A 17,627-nucleotide genomic window follows, 5' to 3' on the forward strand; every position below is an offset into this window, starting at 1 on the left:
TTAAAAACAATTTAACTTTTCCACATAATTCCTAAGAATCAATCCTTTTTGAATTCCTATATTTGAAATTCTAAAAATTAAAATAATGATTCGATTTTCTTTATTCTTTCTAATCTGTTTAGGATTAAGCATTTCAACTTTTGCACAAAACATGATGACACCAGAATTATTATGGAAGGTCAACAGACTTTCTCCCATCGGAATTACCCTTGACGGTAAAAACATCTTGTATTCGGTTACCCAATTTGACGCAGAAGGTGGCGAAAAAACCACCAAAACCTATTCCATGCCTATCAAAGGTGGAACTGCAGTGGAAATCAAAGACTACAATCATTTAGTAGCAGACAGAAGCGTCTCTCCAGACAAAACACGCAAAATTGAAATCGAAAAAGTAAAAATTGACAAAGTTTTAGGAACTGATCATTACCCAAATTTCAAGGAATCAAACGTCATGATCTACGACGATTTGCACTATAGACATTGGGACACTTGGATGGATGGAACCTACAACCATTTAATTTTAAAACTAAACAATAGTACAGAAGTTGACGGAATCGACATCTTAAAAGACGAACCTTACCATTCGCCACAAATGCCTTTTGGTGGTTCAGAAGATTTCGTTTGGAGTCCAGACGGTTCCAAAATTTTATACGTTTCCAAAAAGAAAAAAGGAAAAGACTACGCTCTAAGCACCAATACCGACATTTACGAATATGACGTAAAAACCGGAACTACCAAAAATTTAACCGAAGGAATGATGGGGTACGATACCCATCCAGAATTTTCTTCTACCGGAACTTTGGCTTTCCTAAGCATGAAAAGAGACGGATACGAAGCAGACAAAAATGACATCGTCATCGTTCACAACGGAACCAAACACAACCTTACCCAAAATTGGGACGGAACCGTAAACGGATTTGCTTGGTCAAAAGATGGGAAAACCATTTATTTCAATGCAGCAGTTGGCGGAACAACCCAATTGTTTTCTGTGGAATTCAATCCAGCAAGCCTTAACAAAATGGCGCCAAAAATCAGACAAATCACCAGCGGAGATTTTGACATCGCAGGATTGGTGGGACAAGTAGACAATTCGTTTATCGTAACGCGCACCGATTTCAACCATGCCGCAGAAATTTATTCAGTCGATTTAAAATCAGGGAAATTGACTCAATTAACCAACGTCAACAAAGAGATTTATGACAATATCGCTTTGAGCACATTCCAAAAAAGAATTGTCAAAACAACCGACGGAAAAGACATGGTAACTTGGGTTGTGTATCCACCTAACTTCGACCCAACCAAAAAATATCCGACCCTTTTATATTGCCAAGGAGGCCCACAATCTGCTTTGACACAATTCTATTCCTACCGTTGGAACTTCCAATTGATGGCCGCACAAGGCTACATCGTCGTAGCACCAAACCGTCGTGGAATGCCAGGACATGGTGTAAAATGGAACGAAGACATCAGCAAAGACTGGGGCGGACAAGTCATGAAAGATTATTTGGCAGCGATAGATGACGTAGCCAAAGAATCTTATGTAGACAAAGACCGTTTAGGAGCTGTGGGAGCGAGTTATGGCGGATATTCTGTTTTATACTTAGCAGGAATCCACAACAAACGATTCAAAACCTTCATCTCGCACAATGGCGTTTTCAACCTACGTTCTATGTACGGAACCACCGAAGAAATGTGGTTCACCAACTGGGATGCAGGAGGAGCTTACTGGGAAAAAGACAATCCAGCAGCCATGAAAACTTACAACGAATTTGACCCAAGCAACTTGGTGAAAAATTGGGACACGCCTATTTTGATTTTCCAAGGCGGAAAAGACTACCGCGTGCCAATCGGACAAGGACAAGAAGCCTTCCAAGCAGCACAATTGCAAGGAATCAAAAGTAGATTCATCTACTTCCCAGAAGAAAACCACTGGGTATTAAAACCCCAAAACTCCATCATTTGGCACACCGAATTTTTCAAATGGTTAAAAGAAACCCTATAAGAATTCACCACCATACAAGAAAAAAGGAAGCACCCACAACGGCTTCCTTTTTTTTGCCTCAAACTTATTCTGGCGCGCGATTGCATCGCGTGTCTATCTTCCCTTACGCTTCAAACGATTTAAACAATAAAAGTGGTTCCTGAGCATTTGAGATTAAGAGGAGAAACCTAGTTTCGGAACATTAAAATTGGTTCCTGAGCGAAGTCGAAGGCCCCACTTTAAACTTTAAACCTTAAACTTCAAACATTAAACTATTTCAGGGCGCTCGAGCGGGCTGTCCGCTCCTATCTTTTTTGTGTGATACAGAAAAAAGTTTACCAACAGAAAATTCCAGCACACAAAAAAGGATATCTACTACCATCCCTAGCGCAAAAAGGGCAAGAATTCGAGCAATGAGCCAAGAATTATAAGTTGAATATTTATAAAAAACTAGCCTTGTCAAGGTTTGAAACCTTGACAAGACTATCCCAAAACCTCTACGCTCTCCGCAAAATCTTTTCATTCTCAGCGATTAACACAAAACAATCCAACTGAAACAAATCAAATTTCCACACTTAATCCACTAGTTTGGACAAATTATTGTGCAGTTATTATCTCAACCTTTAAATTTTCAAGCTATGGATACTATTTCAATTGTAGTGACACTGATTTGTTTGGTCATATTAGGATTGGTCACCTATTGGTTTGTAAACCGAAAGAATTCAACCAAAATTAGCTCACAAAGAGAAATCATTGAAGAAGGCAAAAAACCAGATCCTGAGGAATTAGAAGACCCAATGAATCCTTAGAAATTCATTTCTACGAAGTTTATAACACAAGATTTCATCGCACAATCTTGCGCCTTAACTCATGCTCAATTTCAACCAAAATTCAAACGCCCTATATCATCCATTTCGTGAAATAATTCTCAGCTTTATCGGAGCATTTCACAAAACCTCTCAATTCTCCGCGAAACCTTTGCGTTCTCTGCGGTAAAAAATGAAAATTTCAACAAACAATAGTAATACCTCATATTTGCATTCATAGCCAATGAAAAAATTCTACACATACCTCATCCTATTCCTCTTATTTACATCACATTCCTATGCAGATCAACCTGGTTCTTGGGAACCTTACATCCTAGAATCTGACAACAAAGAATACTTTGCCTTCATTGACTACGCCGATCAAGATTCTGCAAAATACCCTTGGGAAAGGAAATGGCAATTGGGCGTTTTCCACAAAGATTCAACCCTATTTTGGATAAGAGAATTTAACCCGACTGGATATAAGGAAGGTAATTTAACCAACGATGGCGAAAATATCCTAATGGTCAGTTTTTGGTATTACAAAAAGGGGTGGGTAGTTTCGGTTTTAAACAAAGAACCCAAAAATGATTTTTTCCTAACAGGAAACCAATTCAACATACAAGACAAATATCTCATCGAAACAACCTCTCACTTTCTTTGGAGAGAAGATTACAAGATAGAAGACAACAAGATTCTAATTACCACAAATGATGGCAACAAATGGGAAGTCAATATTCCCAAAAAAGAACTTTCCCTCATTCACAGCCAAAATTCTTCCGCACTAAATATTATTTTGATTTCAGTATTCTTAGTTTTCGTTTCACTTTGCGTCTTTTTATACCTTAGAAAAAGGAATTTTCAATCTTGATTAAAGGCTTTGAATTTACGTTTTGTCATGATTTTTGCCAAGCAAAAATACACGCCAAAACCTTCCTTCACCTTACTTTATTTACTACAGACATTTAACTTCTCTGAAGTTCGAAGACTACGCAGAACTTTCTGCCAATACTTATTACTTGCTACCCAATACCTACTACCAGAAAACTTCCTACTTCCTACTTCCTACGCCTAAAACTTTCTTAATCTCCTTAATCTCTCTCATCAAATCCGACAAATCCCCTCCTACTTCCGGAATCTCTTTGCTCTGATACGAATGAAATTTCCACACCTCCAAAACCTCTTCTACCTTTACTTCATAAGGCTGATACGTCTTGTTCAAGGATTCCAACAAAAACCTACCATTTTCCTGCAAACTCACCATTTTGAACACAAAATCCTGCACATTTTTCAAAATCACAATGCACAAAGTCTGAGGTTTCAAACTCGACCAATCTTCCACATATTGCGCCACCACATCACTTCCTTCTGGCACGGGCAACATCGAATCACCCACCGTAGGAAAAATCCGAAACGTCCCCGATTTGGGAAGATTCGGAACCGAGAATTTCGGCAAAGACGCAATAAATTCCGGATCGGTATAACCCGCCTGATACCCAGCACGCGCTTTAATTGGTACATACTCCACATGCTCATTGTCTTCCTTATCGACCGTAATCGCCAAGACACGTAAATTTCCACCCTTGATAAACACATCATTGCCCGCTTCCAAATCACGGATACGCAATTCACCTAGTTTCGACAAATCAATCTTAATTAAAGTATCCAAACTCATTTTAAAATAAGAAGAGAATTTTAACATGTCTTCAATCGATGGAGATTTCGTTTGTCCAATCTCAATACAATTCAATTTAGATCGAGTCATTTTCAACTCCTTAGACAAAGCATCTTGTGTGAGCTTTTGACGATTTCGAAGAAATTTAACATTCGAACCTAAAAAAATAGTTGCATCTCCCATTTTAATTTGATTAAATTGTAGTCAGAACTTTGACTAAATAATAGTCAAAATTAGGGAAAAATTTCAAACAAACAAGATTTAGAAAAGAAAGACTCGCAAAGAGCGAATAAAAAGATGGAGAGACATATCGTACATTGTGATTTGGATTCCTTTTTTGTAAGCGTCGAACGCTTACTCAACACAGAACTCGTAGGAAAACCGGTATTGATTGGAGGGAAATCGGACCGCGCCGTCGTGGCTTCTTGTAGTTACGAAGCACGCAAATACGGTATTCATTCGGCTATGCCCATGAAATTAGCACTTCGACTTTGCCCCGACGCCATCGTCGTGCAAGGCGACCATGATTTGTATTCTCAGTATTCCAACATCGTCACCGAAATCATCCAAGAAAGCGTTCCACTTTATGAAAAAGCAAGTATTGACGAACATTATTTTGACCTAACGGGAATGGACAAATTTTTCGGCTGCTGGAAATGGACCAAAGAACTCCGACAACGCATCATGAAGGAAACAGGATTGCCTATTTCGTTTGGACTTTCAGCGAACAAATGCACTTCAAAAATTGCAACCGGACAAGCCAAACCTTGCGGAGAACTCAAAGTCGACAACGGAACCGAAAAGCAATTCCTCGCTCCGCTTTCCATTCGAAAAATCCCAATGGTCGGCGAAAAAACCTATACCCAATTGCGCAACATGGGCATTTCAAAATGTCTCACACTGCAGCAAATGGAAGTATTTACCCTTCGTCGCGTCTTGGGTGAAAATGGAATCAGCATTTGGAAAAAAGCCAATGGCGTGGACGATTCTCCCATTCTCGCCTACCAAGAACAGAAAAGCATGAGCAAGGAAACGACTTTTCAAGAAGACACCATTGATATGCAGAAACTGAAAAAGACCTTAGCCAAAATGGTGAACGAATTGGCATTTGATTTACGAAAAGACCAAAAATTAACAGGCTGCATTACGCTCAAAATTCGCTACAGCAATTTCGATACACATACGAAACAAATCCGAATCGCATACACAAATTCCGATCGGATGATTGGCGAAAAAGTCACCGAATTGTTTGGCAAATTATACAGTAGAAGAATGTTAATTCGATTAATTGGAATCAAATTCAGCCATTTGATTTCGGGAAATTACCAAACCGACTTGTTCAACGATGATGTCAAAGATCTTCGACTCAATCAAGCCATGGACCGCATACGACTCCGCCACGGATTCCAAGCTGTCGCCAAAGGAGATTTGTTTGGGGCGTCTTAGCTGGAAGTTGGAAGTCGGAAGCTGGAGGTCAGAAGTTGGAGGATGGAAGTTGAGTATTTAACAACAACAATACTTAATACTTCTAAAACCACATAGACACATAGTACAACTTAAAAAAAACTGAATATGGTAACAAAAAAATATTTAGACGATTTGACCTACGAGGTGATAGGTTCTGCTATTGAAGTTCACAAATACTTTGGAAGAGGCTTATTGGAATCTGCTTATTTAGAAGCCATGAAAGAAGAATTAAACAATAGGAAAATAAATTTTCTCACAGAGATGAAAATCCCAGTGTTCTACAAAGAAAAACCTTTAAATATTCACTTCAGATGTGATTTATATATAGAAAACTGTTTAGTTGTTGAATTAAAAACATCTCAACAGATTATGGAAGTCTATGAAGCGCAGCTTCTCACCTATATGAAACTCCTAAAAGCACCAAAAGGAATACTCATTAATTTTCATTGCAACCATATTTTCCGAGAAGGACAAAAAACTTTTGTAAATGATTATTTTACTTTCTTACCACAAGAGTAAAACTATGTCTCTATGTGGTTAAAATAAAAGACGAATGTTATTGAATTTGCACAGTTATTACAGTTTACGCTACGGCACGCTCAGTTTGGAAAAACTCATTGAGGGCATGCTGCATGGTGGCTATGATACCGCTGTTCTCACCGACATTAACAATAGTTCCGCGGTATTGGATTTCATCAAACTCGGTCGCGCTGCCGGACTCAATCCTTTGGCTGGAATGGAATTCCGAAACGAAGATGAATTGCTCTACATCGGAATTGCCCAAAATGAAATTGGCTTTCAGGAATTGAATGAATTTCGAACGAAGTATAATTTGGAAGAAAAAGCACTTCCCAAAACAGCTCCCGAATTCAAAAAAGCTTTTGTTGTGTACCCGTTTCAAGAGAATCTTCAACGAAATTTACGCGATCATGAATTCATTGGAATTCGCCCAACCGACCGAAACAAAATCAAATTTAGTTCTCAAGCAGAAAGAGAACGTTATGTGATCCTTTCACCCGTTTCCTTTACCACAGAGGATTACACCTTACACAAACAACTCCGCGCGATTGATCACAACATTCTGATCTCTCAATTGGAACCGCATCAATTCGCTGCACCCGAAGAGCGTTTCGTTTCGCGCGCCAAACTGATGGAAGCCTATCGAGAATTCCCACAACTCATTGCCAACACCAACCGACTTTTGGCGCAGTGTAGTTTTGATTTCGATTTCAAATCCATCAAAAACAAGAAAACCTTTACCAACAACCGATACGACGACAAACAATTGTTGTACAAATACACGATGGACGGATTTTCCAAACGCTACAAATCCACCGACAAAATCGCAAAAGAACGAATTGCAAAAGAATTGGAGATCATCGACAATCTAAATTTCTCCAGCTATTTCCTCATCACCGACGATATTTGTCGCTATGCGCGAAGCCGTGAATTTGACTACGTCGGACGTGGAAGCGGTGCCAATAGTGTGGTTGCCTATTGTTTAGGAATTACAGACGTTTGCCCCATCGAGCTCGATTTGTATTTCGAACGATTCCTAAATCCAAAACGTCAATCGCCACCCGACTTCGACATCGATTTCTCTTGGAAAGAACGTGACGAAATGTACGATTACATCTTCACGCGTTATGGTTCAAAAAACACTGCATTGATGGGCGCTATGAGCACTTTTCGTTCACGAAGCATCATCCGAGAATTAGGCAAAATCTACGGATTACCCAAAAATGAAATCGACCGATTGGTGCATTATCCAGCCGATATGCTCAACAAGAACGAAGTCACTCAAATGATTTTGGGCGTTTACAATCGTATGGCAGATTTCCCCAATCAACGCACCATTCACGCAAGTGGCGTTCTGATTTCGGAACTTCCGATCACACATTACACCGCGCTGGATTATCCGCCAAAAGGACTTCCAACCGCACAATTCGACATGTACACAGCCGAAGATATCGGATTTGAAAAGTTCGATATTTTGAGCCAACGCGGCATTGGGCACATCAAAGATTGCAAAGAAATCATTCGTCAAAACACTGGCGAAATCGTCAATACCCATAATCCGCATCGGTTTTTCAAAGATCCAAAAATCGCAGCGCAATTAAAATCGGCCAACACGATTGGTTGTTTCTACATTGAAAGTCCTGCCATGCGCCAATTATTGACCAAATTAAAATGTGACGATTATTTGACCTTGGTTGCCGCGAGTTCCATCATTCGTCCGGGCGTTTCCTCTTCGGGCATGATGAAAGCCTATATTGAACGGCATTTAGATCCGAGCCAAGTTCAATATCCGCATCCGGTTTTTGAAGAACAACTCAAAGAAACCTATGGCGTGATGGTCTATCAAGAAGATGTGATGAAAATTGGCCATCATTTTGGCGGATTGGATCTCGCCGATGCCGACGTTTTACGCAGAATGATGAGCGGAAAATACCGATCGCCGCACCATCTCATCGAAATCAAAGACAAATTCTTTGCGCATTGCAAAAAGATGAATTATTCAGAGGAAATTTCGAAGGAAATCTGGCGCCAAATGGAAAGTTTCGCAGGCTATTCGTTCAACAAAGCCCACAGTGCAAGTTTTGCAGTTGAAAGCTACCAAAGTTTGTTTCTCAAGACCTATTTCCCAAAGGAATTCATGGTCTCTGTTTTGAACAATTATGGCGGATTTTACAACCGAAAAGTCTACGTAACTGAAGCCAAAAAATCGGGAGCAAACATCTGCCTTCCTTGCGTCAACAAAAGCGTTTTCAATACGACGATTTATGGATCGGATATTTATTTGGGTTTCGATGGAATTTTGAACATGGAAACGAAATTGGCAGAAAGAATCGTAGACGAACGAATTCAAAACGGAGAATATACCAGTTTGGAAAATTTCATTCTCCGTACCAAAGCGGGATTGGAACAAATTGTTTTGCTCATCAGAACAGGCGCATTTCGTTTTTTGGAAATAGGCAAAAAGGAATTGCTATGGGAAGCACATCTATTGCTCAATGGTTCTCAGGAACGAAAAGAAGCTATTCCTTTGTTCGAATTCCAATCGAAACGTCCTGTTTTACCAAAACTAGAATCTTCTTTTATCGAAGACATTTACGACGAAATGGAATTAATGGGCTTCCCCATTTCGGCTTCTTTGTTTGAATTGGCAAAATCTTCGTATCGAGGCGAATGTCTTGCCAAAGACCTTTCTCAATTCAACGGAAAAACCATCCGAATGGTAGGTGATTTCGTTGCCGACAAAAATGTTTACACCAAAAACAAAGAACACATGAAATTTGGGACCTTTTTCGACCAAAATGGTGACTTTTTTGATACGATTCATTTTCCTCCTTCTTTGAAAAATTATCCACTGCGCGGTCCTGGATTGTATTTACTCGAAGGAAAAGTTTGCCTCGATTTCAATCATCCCGCGCTGGAAATAACAAAATGCGGCAAAATGCCGTTAAAACAAGACCCAAGAAGTGAATAAAATTAAAAAACATACGGAATTTGCCATTGTGGACATTGAAACCACTGGCGGCAATGCATCTGGAAGCAGAATTACCGAAATTGCGATTCTCATCCACGATGGCGAAAAAGTCATTGACCGATTTGAAACGCTTGTCAATCCGGAGCGAGAAATTCCTTTGCAGATTTTTGCCCTAACCGGCATCAACAACGAAATGGTCAAAGATGCACCGATTTTTGGGGATATTGCTGAAACGGTTTTCAATTTTCTACACAATCGAATTTTTGTCGCACACAATGTCAATTTCGATTATTCCTTCATCAAACATCAATTGGAACAAGAAGGATTCAAATTTTCTCCAGCGAAATTATGCACCGTTCGGATGAGTCGAAAAATTCGTCCAGGCTTTCATTCCTATAGTTTAGGAAATCTCTGCAACCGATTGGGAATCGATATCCAGAATCGCCACCGAGCAGGCGGAGATGCCGAAGCAACTGCCATATTGTTTGGGAAATTAATGGAATGGGACGAGGAAGGAATCATTGCCGAAATGATCAAAAGGAATTCAAAAGAACAACAACTTCCACCCAATTTACCCAAAGAAGATTTCCTCAATTTACCGTCTACACCAGGCGTTTATTATTTCCGAGACCAAACGGGAAAAGTCATTTACGTAGGAAAAGCTATCAACCTCAAAAAACGAGTTGCATCACATTTTACCGGGCACAATCCCAATCCGCAACGCCAACATTTCCTTCGAAACATTTACAACATTTCCTATGAAATTTGCTCTACCGAACTCATGGCTTTATTGCTAGAATGTGTCGAAATCAAACGACTTTGGCCCGCTTATAATCGTGCCTTGAAAAAGTACGAACCCCAATACGGGCTTTTTGTTTATCAGGACATTCAAGGCTACAAACGTTTGGTGGTAGGGAAATACAATAAACAATTTCAATGCATCCAAAAATACAACCGCGAATTTGATGGGATCAAAGTTTTGTTGAATTTGATGGAAGAATTCAACCTTGATGTGCGCTTGCTTTATTTCGGACACCGTGAAGATTCTTGGGATATTTCGGCCAATCCCATTCAGGAAATTCCACTTCCAGAACCTGAAGAGCATAATGTCCTGGTCGAACGTGCTTTGGATAGCATCCAAGAAAATCGCGAATCCTATTTTATTTTGGACAAAGGACGAAATGAAGCTGAAAATTCTTGTATTTGGATTGAAAATGGTGAATTCTACGGAATGGGATATGTAGACAAAGATTCGGATTTGACCAATTGGGAAGACATAAAACTGAGCCTAGATCGGCATCCGAGCAACCATTATATGCTGCAATTGGTCGCTAGTTTCGCAGAAAAATTCCCAAACAAAATTGTTTCAGATTTTCAATTCGCACAATAGAAATCCACAAGCATACAACAAGAAAATCAAGGAATTAAAGGCATAGTTATTGTATCGATACAGGTCGAACCAATGGATAAAATATGAGAACGCCTTTACTTTTCAGAAAATCCTACAACAAATTGTCAAGGAAAGAAAGAAAACTTCTTGAAGAAGGCATTCCTTATGTCAAGGAATTTGTAAAAAAGTCAAAAAGCATAAGCAAGGTTCCTTATGCAACCAGAGATGCACACGCAAAATCATACGCCTATTTAAAAGGCAGATTTGTTCCGGAACCAAATTCAGTATTTCATCATTTGTTTGACCAGAATTCTTACGAAGCGCTCGCAAGATTTTCACATGCACACCTGAAAATCATCAAAACTGATAAACAACTACCCATTTATGGATTGGCTGTGAAAATGAAATCCAAAAGTTTAGATGAAATCAATTATCCAATGGTTAATTTTCCAGTATTCATCACAGATTCGGTGTCGAACTTCTTAAAATTATTCAACGATATCAACCAATATTTTAGTAGAATTGGAATTCGTAAAATAGCCTCATTGTTTCGTTTATTTTTTCGTTCTTTTCCAATTATGGCCGAAATAATGAACTCATCATTTTTCAAGGCGATACAAATTTGGTTCAAAACATTTTCCAATTTCATCCTCGACAGAAACTACCATTCGATTGGAGCCTATCGTATGGATAATTGCATGGTAAAATTAACCTTACAACCTATTGAATTGGAGTTTAATTCCGACAAGACAAAATCCATTTACGAAAATATTGAAAGCTTCTTATTAAAAAAACCAATTCGATATCAATTAATTGCCCAAATTGCTTACGATGAAAAGATCCAGCCTATTAACAAATTAACGCAAGATTGGACAAACACGGAAGATGTTTTGATTGGGGAATTTCAATTTGACGAAATTCACAATTCTTCCGATCAAAAACTTGAAGAAATTTCCTTTAATCCATTTGACAATCCGGAGCTATTCAAACCTGTTGGGAAAATTCAAGCCATCAGAGAAGAAATCTACAAGGCTTCGATTGAAACAAGAAATGAATTAAATAAAAATCTAAATCTATGAGTTTATTGAAATTCACGTCAAAAGGATTGTATTGCGTTCCGGGAAAATTCCACATTGACCCTTGGCGCCCAGTGGATTTAGCACTGATTACACATGGACACGCAGATCACGCACGTTCAGGCATGAAAAAATATTTATGCCATCATTTCACCAAACCGATTTTACATGTTCGAATTGGACGTGAAATAGAGTGTCAAAGTGTGGAATATGGCGAAGTTTTGACCATAAATGACGTAAAAGTTTCCTTTCACCCGGCAGGACACATCATTGGTTCAGCACAAATTCGAATGGAATACAAAGGATTTGTATCGGTGATTTCAGGAGATTACAAAATTCAAAACGACGGACTTTCCACACCCTTTGAACCTGTGAAATGCCATGAGTTTGTGACTGAAAGCACCTTTGGATTGCCTATCTACAATTGGCTGACGATTGAACAACAAGAGGAACAATTGAAAAATTGGTTGCTACATAATCAAGCAAATGGAAAAACTTCGGTTTTTATAGGATATTCACTTGGGAAATCCCAACGCATCATGAAAGCCTTGGAAGGAATGGGCGAATTGAACGTTCACTATTCGATTGCGAAATTAAACGAAGCCTACGAAACAGCAGGCGTCAAACTTCCAGATTACACCACAATCGATTTACGCGAAGACAAAAAACATCTCGATGGAAAAATAGTTTTGCTCCCTCCTGCTTTGGTGGACAATCCTGCAATGAAAAAAATCCCCAATATGGCCTATGCGATTTGTTCGGGGTGGATGCAAGTTCGAGGAGCGAGAAGATGGAGAAGCGCCGATGGCGGTTTCGCGATTTCAGATCATGCAGATTGGAACGGACTTTTGGAAGCGATCAAAGCGACAGAAGCAGAAAAAGTGTTTGTTACGCACGGTCAAACCGCTGTGTTTTCTAAATATTTAAATGAAATTGGAATTCCCGCTGCGGAAGTGAAAACGGAATTCGGAGAAGATGACGAAAAAACCGAAATCGAAGGCTGATGAAAGATTTTGCAACTCTTATTAATGCGCTAGATAGCACCAATAAAACTTCTTTGAAACAAGAAGCGATTATGGAATTTTTGCGAGTAGCTTCCTCCGAAGACAAATTATGGTTTTTGGCTTTGTTCACGGGCAAAAAACCGAAGCGAAATATCAACAGCACCTTCATGAAACAATGGGCAATGGAAATTGCTGAAATCCCAGAATGGTTGTTCGTTGAAAGTTATTCGTCTGTAGGAGATTTAGGAGAAACAATTTCCTTGATTTTGCCCGCGGCTGAACATCAAGTAGATTGGCCTTTATCGGTCTGGATGGACAAAATCATTGCGTTGAAAGATGCTACAGATGAGGAAAAAAAGGAGTTTGTTTTGAAAGCTTGGAACAGTTTGGACTACATCGAACGATTTATTTTCAACAAACTTTTGGGCGGAAGTTTCCGAATTGGCGTTTCTTCTAAAACCTTGATCAATTCCTTGGCTAAATTTTATCAAATCGAACCCAATGCCGTTGCGCATAGCATCATGGGAAATTGGGATCCGAAGGAAGTTGAATTTGACAAATTGATTCAAGGCGAATATACCGATACCAATTTATCAAAACCTTATCCGTTTTGCTTGGCGTATGCTCTGGAAAAGGAATTGGAGGAGTTAGGACTTCCTGAAGAATGGATTGTCGAATACAAATGGGACGGAATTCGAGGTCAATTTATCAAACGTGATGGCGAAGTTTTCATTTGGTCACGCGGAGAAGAATTGGTCACCGATCAATTTCCAGAAATCAAAGAAGAATTGCTTCGATGGGAAGGAAATTTTGTCATCGATGGAGAAATTCTCGCGCATAAAGATGGAAATGTTTTGAATTTTAATGAATTACAAAAGAGATTAAATCGAAAATCCCTAAGCAAAAAGATGTTAGAAGAAATTCCGATTTCTGTTTTTGCCTATGATTTATTGGAATGGGAAGGAGAAGATTTCCGGGAAGTTCCATTTTATCAGCGTCGCGAACAACTTTCTGAATTAATCAATAAGAATTCCTCCGAAAAAATATTTCTTTCAGAGAAAATCGAATTTTCGGATTGGGAAGAATTGCCCAGCTATCGCGAAAATGCACGAGAAATAAACAGCGAAGGATTGATGTTAAAAAACGCGAATTCACCTTATCATACGGGAAGAAAAAAAGGCGATTGGTGGAAATGGAAAATCTCTCCTCTGACTATTGATGCGGTTTTAATTTACGCTCAAAAAGGAAGCGGACGAAGAAGCGCTTACTATACCGATTATACATTTGCTGTTAGAAAAGAAGGACAATTGGTTACAATTGCCAAAGCCTATTCGGGATTGACCGACAAAGAGATTCAGGAAGTTTCAAAATTCATTTCCAAAAATGTGTTGGAGAAATTTGGCCCTGTTCGCACCGTAAAACCCGAATTGGTATTTGAGCTAGCCTTCGAAGGAATTGGTTTTAGCAACCGACATAAATCGGGAGTTGCTTTGCGATTTCCTCGAATTTTACGTTGGCGACGTGACAAAAAAGTGGAAGAAATTGACGATATTGAGGACATTAAAAAATTAATCACTTGACCGAAAACTTCAACAATTCAACTGGATATCAATTGGTCCAAGAATGGATGGCGGGCAAAGGAATGGATGCATTTGGCTTTCAAAAACAAGCTTGGCAACGCTTTGGAAATGGCTATTCAGGAATGGTCATCGCTCCAACTGGATTTGGAAAAACCTATTCCATTTTTCTTGCCGTTGTGATCGACTATTTTAACCATCCCGAAAAATACGGTACGGGCTTGAAGTTGATTTGGATCACACCTCTCCGTTCGCTTGCAAAAGATTTAGGCAAAGCCATGCAAGAAGCAATTGACGAAATTGGCTTGGATTGGGAAGTTGGCGTAAGAAGTGGCGATACAGACGCCAAACAAAAAGCACTTCAAACCAAACAAATGCCCGATATTTTATTGGTCACACCCGAAAGTTTGCATTTGTTGCTTGCACAGAAAAACAACGATCGATTTTTCAAAAATTTAAAAGCAATTGCGGTTGACGAATGGCATGAATTGCTCAGCACAAAACGCGGTGTGATGGTCGAATTGGCGTTGGCTATTTTGCGTCACCGAAAACCCAAAGTTCGTATTTGGGGAATTACGGCGACGATTGGAAACTTGGACGAAGCCATGGACGTTCTTCTTCCAAATATTTCGAAGAAAACAAAAGTCGTCGCCAAGGAACAAAAGAAAATCGAAATTCTTTCTGTATATCCGCCTGAAGTCGAAATCTTGCCTTGGGCGGGACATTTAGGTGGACGATTGGTAGAAGAAGTGATTCCCATTATTTTAAATAGTCAATCGACTTTGATTTTCACCAACACAAGAAGTCAAGCCGAAATGTGGTACCAACTTTTGCTTTCAGCTCACCCCGATTTCGCAGGTCAAATCGCCCTTCACCATAGTTCGATTGATGCACATTTGCGGCAATGGGTAGAAGAAAATTTAAGCAATGGAACACTGAAGGCTGTTGTTTCTACCTCATCTTTGGATTTAGGCGTAGATTTCAAACCGGTTGACACGGTCATTCAAATTGGCTCTAGCAAAGGAGTTGCTCGTTTTATGCAACGCGCCGGACGAAGTGGACATTCGCCTTTTGAAACTTCCAATATTTATTTCGTTCCAACTCATTCCTTGGAATTAATTGAAGCATCTGCTTTGAAAGAAGCTGTCAAAAATAACATCATCGAAAACCGAGAACCTCTGGTTTTGACCTTTGATGTTTTGGTCCAGTTTTTAGTGACTTTGGCTTTAGGTGGCGGATTTAAAGAAGAAGAAATATTTCCGGTCATCCAAAACACCTTTGCCTTTTCCGAAATGACAGAAGACGAATGGAAATGGTGTATATATTTCATCACAGTGGGTGGAAAAACGGGAAAGAATTACGAAGAATTTCACAAAGTTGTGCGTGATGAAGAAGGAAAATTAGTTGTTCAAAAGCGAAAAATTGGGATGCTTCATCGCATGAATATGGGCGTCATTGTAAGCGATGCGATGTTGAAAGTGAAATTCGTTTCGGGCGGATACATTGGGATGATGGAGGAATATTTTATTTCGAGATTGCACAAAGGCGACAAATTCATTTTGGCTGGCCGTGTATTGGAATTTGCCTATTTAAAGGAAATGACGGTTTATGTAAGAACTTCAAGCGGACGAGCCATTGCGGCAAGTTGGCTTGGTGGACGATTGCCGCTTTCCTCCCATTTGGGTTCCTATTTGCGCAAGAAATTAGCCGATTCGCTTTCACCCAAAGCTCGCGAGAAAGAATTGAAGTTCTTACATCCACTTTTGACGCAACAAAATTTGATTTCCAATATTCCCAAAGAAGAAGAATTTTTAGTCGAATACATCAAAACCAAAGAAGGACATCATTTGTTTTTCTATCCGTTTGAAGGTCGATTGGTTCATGAAGTAATGGCAGCCTTGATGGCGTATCGAATCAGTCGATTGTATCCGATTAGTTTTTCAATGGCGATGAATGATTATGGATTTGAATTATTTAGTGACAAAGAAATTAAATTGACCGAAGACGAATTGAAACAAATTTTGTCCAAAGAAAATCTGATGAATGATGTGATTGGAAGCGTCAATGCAGCCGAAATGGCCAAACGAAAATTCCGGGATATTGCGGTAATTTCAGGAATGGTTGTACAAAATATGCCGGGAAGACAAGTGAATAACCGATCTTTGCAAGCCTCTTCTGGAATTATCTTTTCGGTATTGGAAGATTTTGATCCGGAGAATTTATTGCTACGACAAGCATACACAGAAGTTTTCAACCAACAACTAGAAGAAGTAAGACTCAATGCGGCCTTTGATCGAATTGCGGAAAGTAAAATTCTATTCATCCAATCCGACCGATTTACACCTTTGAGTTTCCCTATAAAAGTCGATAGTTTGCGACAAACCTTAACCAGCGAAGATTTAGCCACACGAGTTAGAAAAATACAAGAACGAAATTTGAAAAAGAGAGCGAAGAAAAAATGAAGATTGCAACCAAAGAAATTCAAATCCATGACCAAACGTTTATCCTAACCAATCAACGGGCTATATTTTGGAAAGAAGCAGAAACCCTAGTTTTATCGGACTTACATTTGGGCAAAACGGCTCATTTCAGAAAAAATGGAATTGCACTTCCATCTCAGATTATTGAAGATGATTTGCAACGTTTGGGGAATTTGATTCGTCATTTCAATACCCAGAAACTATTGATTGTAGGCGATTTCATTCATGCTGGAAAGAATTCAGAATTTCAAGTTTTCGCAGAATGGAAAACTCAATTTTCAAACTTAGAAATTCGGTTGATCAAAGGAAATCATGATCGTATTTCAACTACTCATTTGGAAGAAATCGGTGTGAATTTCTTTCATTCAGAATACAAACAAGATCAACTTATTTTCAGCCATGAGGAAATTTCCACAACAGATAAATTTGTCGTTTCAGGACATTTACATCCGGGTGTAACTTTGAAAACAGGAGTTCGTAAATACTTGAAATTGCCTTGTTACATTTACACAGAAAAACAATTGATCTTGCCTGCATTCAGTCAATTCACCGGATTGGACACGAAAAATCATCCGAAAAATGCTACCTACTTTTGTTTTTCAGAAGAAGGAATTTTTGAGTGTTGAAAATTTCAACAATAAAACGAAAATTCTTTCCAACACTAAAATCCTTACCTTTATC

At 39.1% G+C, this 17,627-nt stretch carries 13 protein-coding genes; 12 read left to right on the forward strand and 1 reads right to left on the reverse strand.

Annotation, left to right across the window (positions count from 1 at the left end; genetic code table 11):
* Positions 1 to 85 precede the first annotated feature (85 nt).
* The 3 genes from ABID46_RS03405 (at position 86) to ABID46_RS03415 (ending at position 3,658) form a co-directional block, all read left to right on the forward strand.
* Positions 86 to 2,002: a S9 family peptidase gene (locus ABID46_RS03405; protein ID WP_354507083.1), complete on the forward strand. Its 1,917-nt coding sequence runs from the start codon at positions 86 to 88 to the stop codon at positions 2,000 to 2,002.
* A gap of 617 nt (positions 2,003 to 2,619) precedes the next feature.
* A complete protein-coding gene (locus tag ABID46_RS03410) occupies positions 2,620 to 2,790 on the forward strand; it encodes a hypothetical protein (RefSeq protein ID WP_354507085.1) in 171 nt (56 codons plus the stop codon).
* Positions 2,791 to 3,031: 241 nt separating this feature from the next.
* Complete coding sequence (locus tag ABID46_RS03415; protein WP_354507087.1) at positions 3,032 to 3,658, forward strand: hypothetical protein; 627 nt, start codon at positions 3,032 to 3,034, stop codon at positions 3,656 to 3,658.
* A 180-nt stretch (positions 3,659 to 3,838) separates the two neighbouring features.
* Here ABID46_RS03415 and ABID46_RS03420 read toward each other — a convergent pair whose 3' ends face one another.
* Complete coding sequence (locus ABID46_RS03420; RefSeq protein WP_354507089.1) at positions 3,839 to 4,645, reverse strand: helix-turn-helix domain-containing protein; 807 nt, start codon at positions 4,643 to 4,645, stop codon at positions 3,839 to 3,841.
* Between the two features lie 114 nt (positions 4,646 to 4,759).
* On the opposite strand from ABID46_RS03420, the gene dinB reads away from it, so the two are divergent.
* The 9 genes from dinB to pdeM all read left to right on the forward strand — a co-directional run bounded on the left by dinB (position 4,760) and on the right by pdeM (position 17,572).
* A complete protein-coding gene (gene dinB, locus ABID46_RS03425; protein WP_354507091.1) occupies positions 4,760 to 5,908 on the forward strand; it encodes a DNA polymerase IV in 1,149 nt (382 codons plus the stop codon).
* Positions 5,909 to 6,034: 126 nt separating this feature from the next.
* Positions 6,035 to 6,448: a GxxExxY protein gene (locus ABID46_RS03430; protein ID WP_354507094.1), complete on the forward strand. Its 414-nt coding sequence runs from the start codon at positions 6,035 to 6,037 to the stop codon at positions 6,446 to 6,448.
* A 34-nt stretch (positions 6,449 to 6,482) separates the two neighbouring features.
* Complete coding sequence (locus ABID46_RS03435) at positions 6,483 to 9,419, forward strand: DNA polymerase III subunit alpha (RefSeq protein WP_354507096.1); 2,937 nt, start codon at positions 6,483 to 6,485, stop codon at positions 9,417 to 9,419.
* The gene (locus tag ABID46_RS03440; RefSeq protein WP_354507098.1) at positions 9,412 to 10,809 is read left to right on the forward strand and encodes an exonuclease domain-containing protein; all 1,398 of its coding nucleotides are present in this window, start codon (positions 9,412 to 9,414) and stop codon (positions 10,807 to 10,809) included. Before ABID46_RS03435 ends, ABID46_RS03440 begins: the two co-directional genes overlap by 8 nt.
* A gap of 83 nt (positions 10,810 to 10,892) precedes the next feature.
* Positions 10,893 to 11,888 (forward strand): catalase family protein, encoded by a 996-nt coding sequence (locus ABID46_RS03445; RefSeq protein ID WP_354507100.1) that lies wholly within the window; start codon positions 10,893 to 10,895, stop codon positions 11,886 to 11,888.
* On the forward strand, positions 11,885 to 12,889 hold the full coding sequence (locus tag ABID46_RS03450; RefSeq protein WP_354507102.1) for a ligase-associated DNA damage response exonuclease: 1,005 nt from the start codon (positions 11,885 to 11,887) through the stop codon (positions 12,887 to 12,889). Before ABID46_RS03445 ends, ABID46_RS03450 begins: the two co-directional genes overlap by 4 nt.
* A complete protein-coding gene (locus tag ABID46_RS03455) occupies positions 12,889 to 14,469 on the forward strand; it encodes an ATP-dependent DNA ligase (protein WP_354507104.1) in 1,581 nt (526 codons plus the stop codon). The genes ABID46_RS03450 and ABID46_RS03455 overlap by 1 nt, the downstream gene beginning before the upstream one ends.
* Complete coding sequence (locus tag ABID46_RS03460) at positions 14,466 to 16,928, forward strand: ligase-associated DNA damage response DEXH box helicase (RefSeq protein WP_354507106.1); 2,463 nt, start codon at positions 14,466 to 14,468, stop codon at positions 16,926 to 16,928. The genes ABID46_RS03455 and ABID46_RS03460 overlap by 4 nt, the downstream gene beginning before the upstream one ends.
* A complete protein-coding gene (gene pdeM / locus ABID46_RS03465) occupies positions 16,925 to 17,572 on the forward strand; it encodes a ligase-associated DNA damage response endonuclease PdeM (protein ID WP_354507108.1) in 648 nt (215 codons plus the stop codon). The genes ABID46_RS03460 and pdeM overlap by 4 nt, the downstream gene beginning before the upstream one ends.
* Positions 17,573 to 17,627: the final 55 nt, after the last annotated feature.

The organism is Moheibacter stercoris, from assembly GCF_040545805.1.
Classification (GTDB): Bacteria; Bacteroidota; Bacteroidia; order Flavobacteriales; family Weeksellaceae; genus Moheibacter; species Moheibacter stercoris.

Excerpts from the sequence above, each read along its gene's own strand:
- ABID46_RS03405 (WP_354507083.1), top strand. The coding sequence starts at position 86 with ATGATTCGATTTTCTTTATTCTTTCTAATCTGTTTAGGATTAAGCATT.
- ABID46_RS03410 (WP_354507085.1), top strand. The coding sequence starts at position 2,620 with ATGGATACTATTTCAATTGTAGTGACACTGATTTGTTTGGTCATATTA.
- ABID46_RS03415 (WP_354507087.1), top strand. The coding sequence starts at position 3,032 with ATGAAAAAATTCTACACATACCTCATCCTATTCCTCTTATTTACATCA.
- ABID46_RS03420 (WP_354507089.1), bottom strand. The coding sequence starts at position 4,645 with ATGGGAGATGCAACTATTTTTTTAGGTTCGAATGTTAAATTTCTTCGA.
- dinB (WP_354507091.1), top strand. The coding sequence starts at position 4,760 with ATGGAGAGACATATCGTACATTGTGATTTGGATTCCTTTTTTGTAAGC.
- ABID46_RS03430 (WP_354507094.1), top strand. The coding sequence starts at position 6,035 with ATGGTAACAAAAAAATATTTAGACGATTTGACCTACGAGGTGATAGGT.
- ABID46_RS03435 (WP_354507096.1), top strand. The coding sequence starts at position 6,483 with ATGTTATTGAATTTGCACAGTTATTACAGTTTACGCTACGGCACGCTC.
- ABID46_RS03445 (WP_354507100.1), top strand. The coding sequence starts at position 10,893 with ATGAGAACGCCTTTACTTTTCAGAAAATCCTACAACAAATTGTCAAGG.
- ABID46_RS03450 (WP_354507102.1), top strand. The coding sequence starts at position 11,885 with ATGAGTTTATTGAAATTCACGTCAAAAGGATTGTATTGCGTTCCGGGA.
- ABID46_RS03455 (WP_354507104.1), top strand. The coding sequence starts at position 12,889 with ATGAAAGATTTTGCAACTCTTATTAATGCGCTAGATAGCACCAATAAA.
- pdeM (WP_354507108.1), top strand. The coding sequence starts at position 16,925 with ATGAAGATTGCAACCAAAGAAATTCAAATCCATGACCAAACGTTTATC.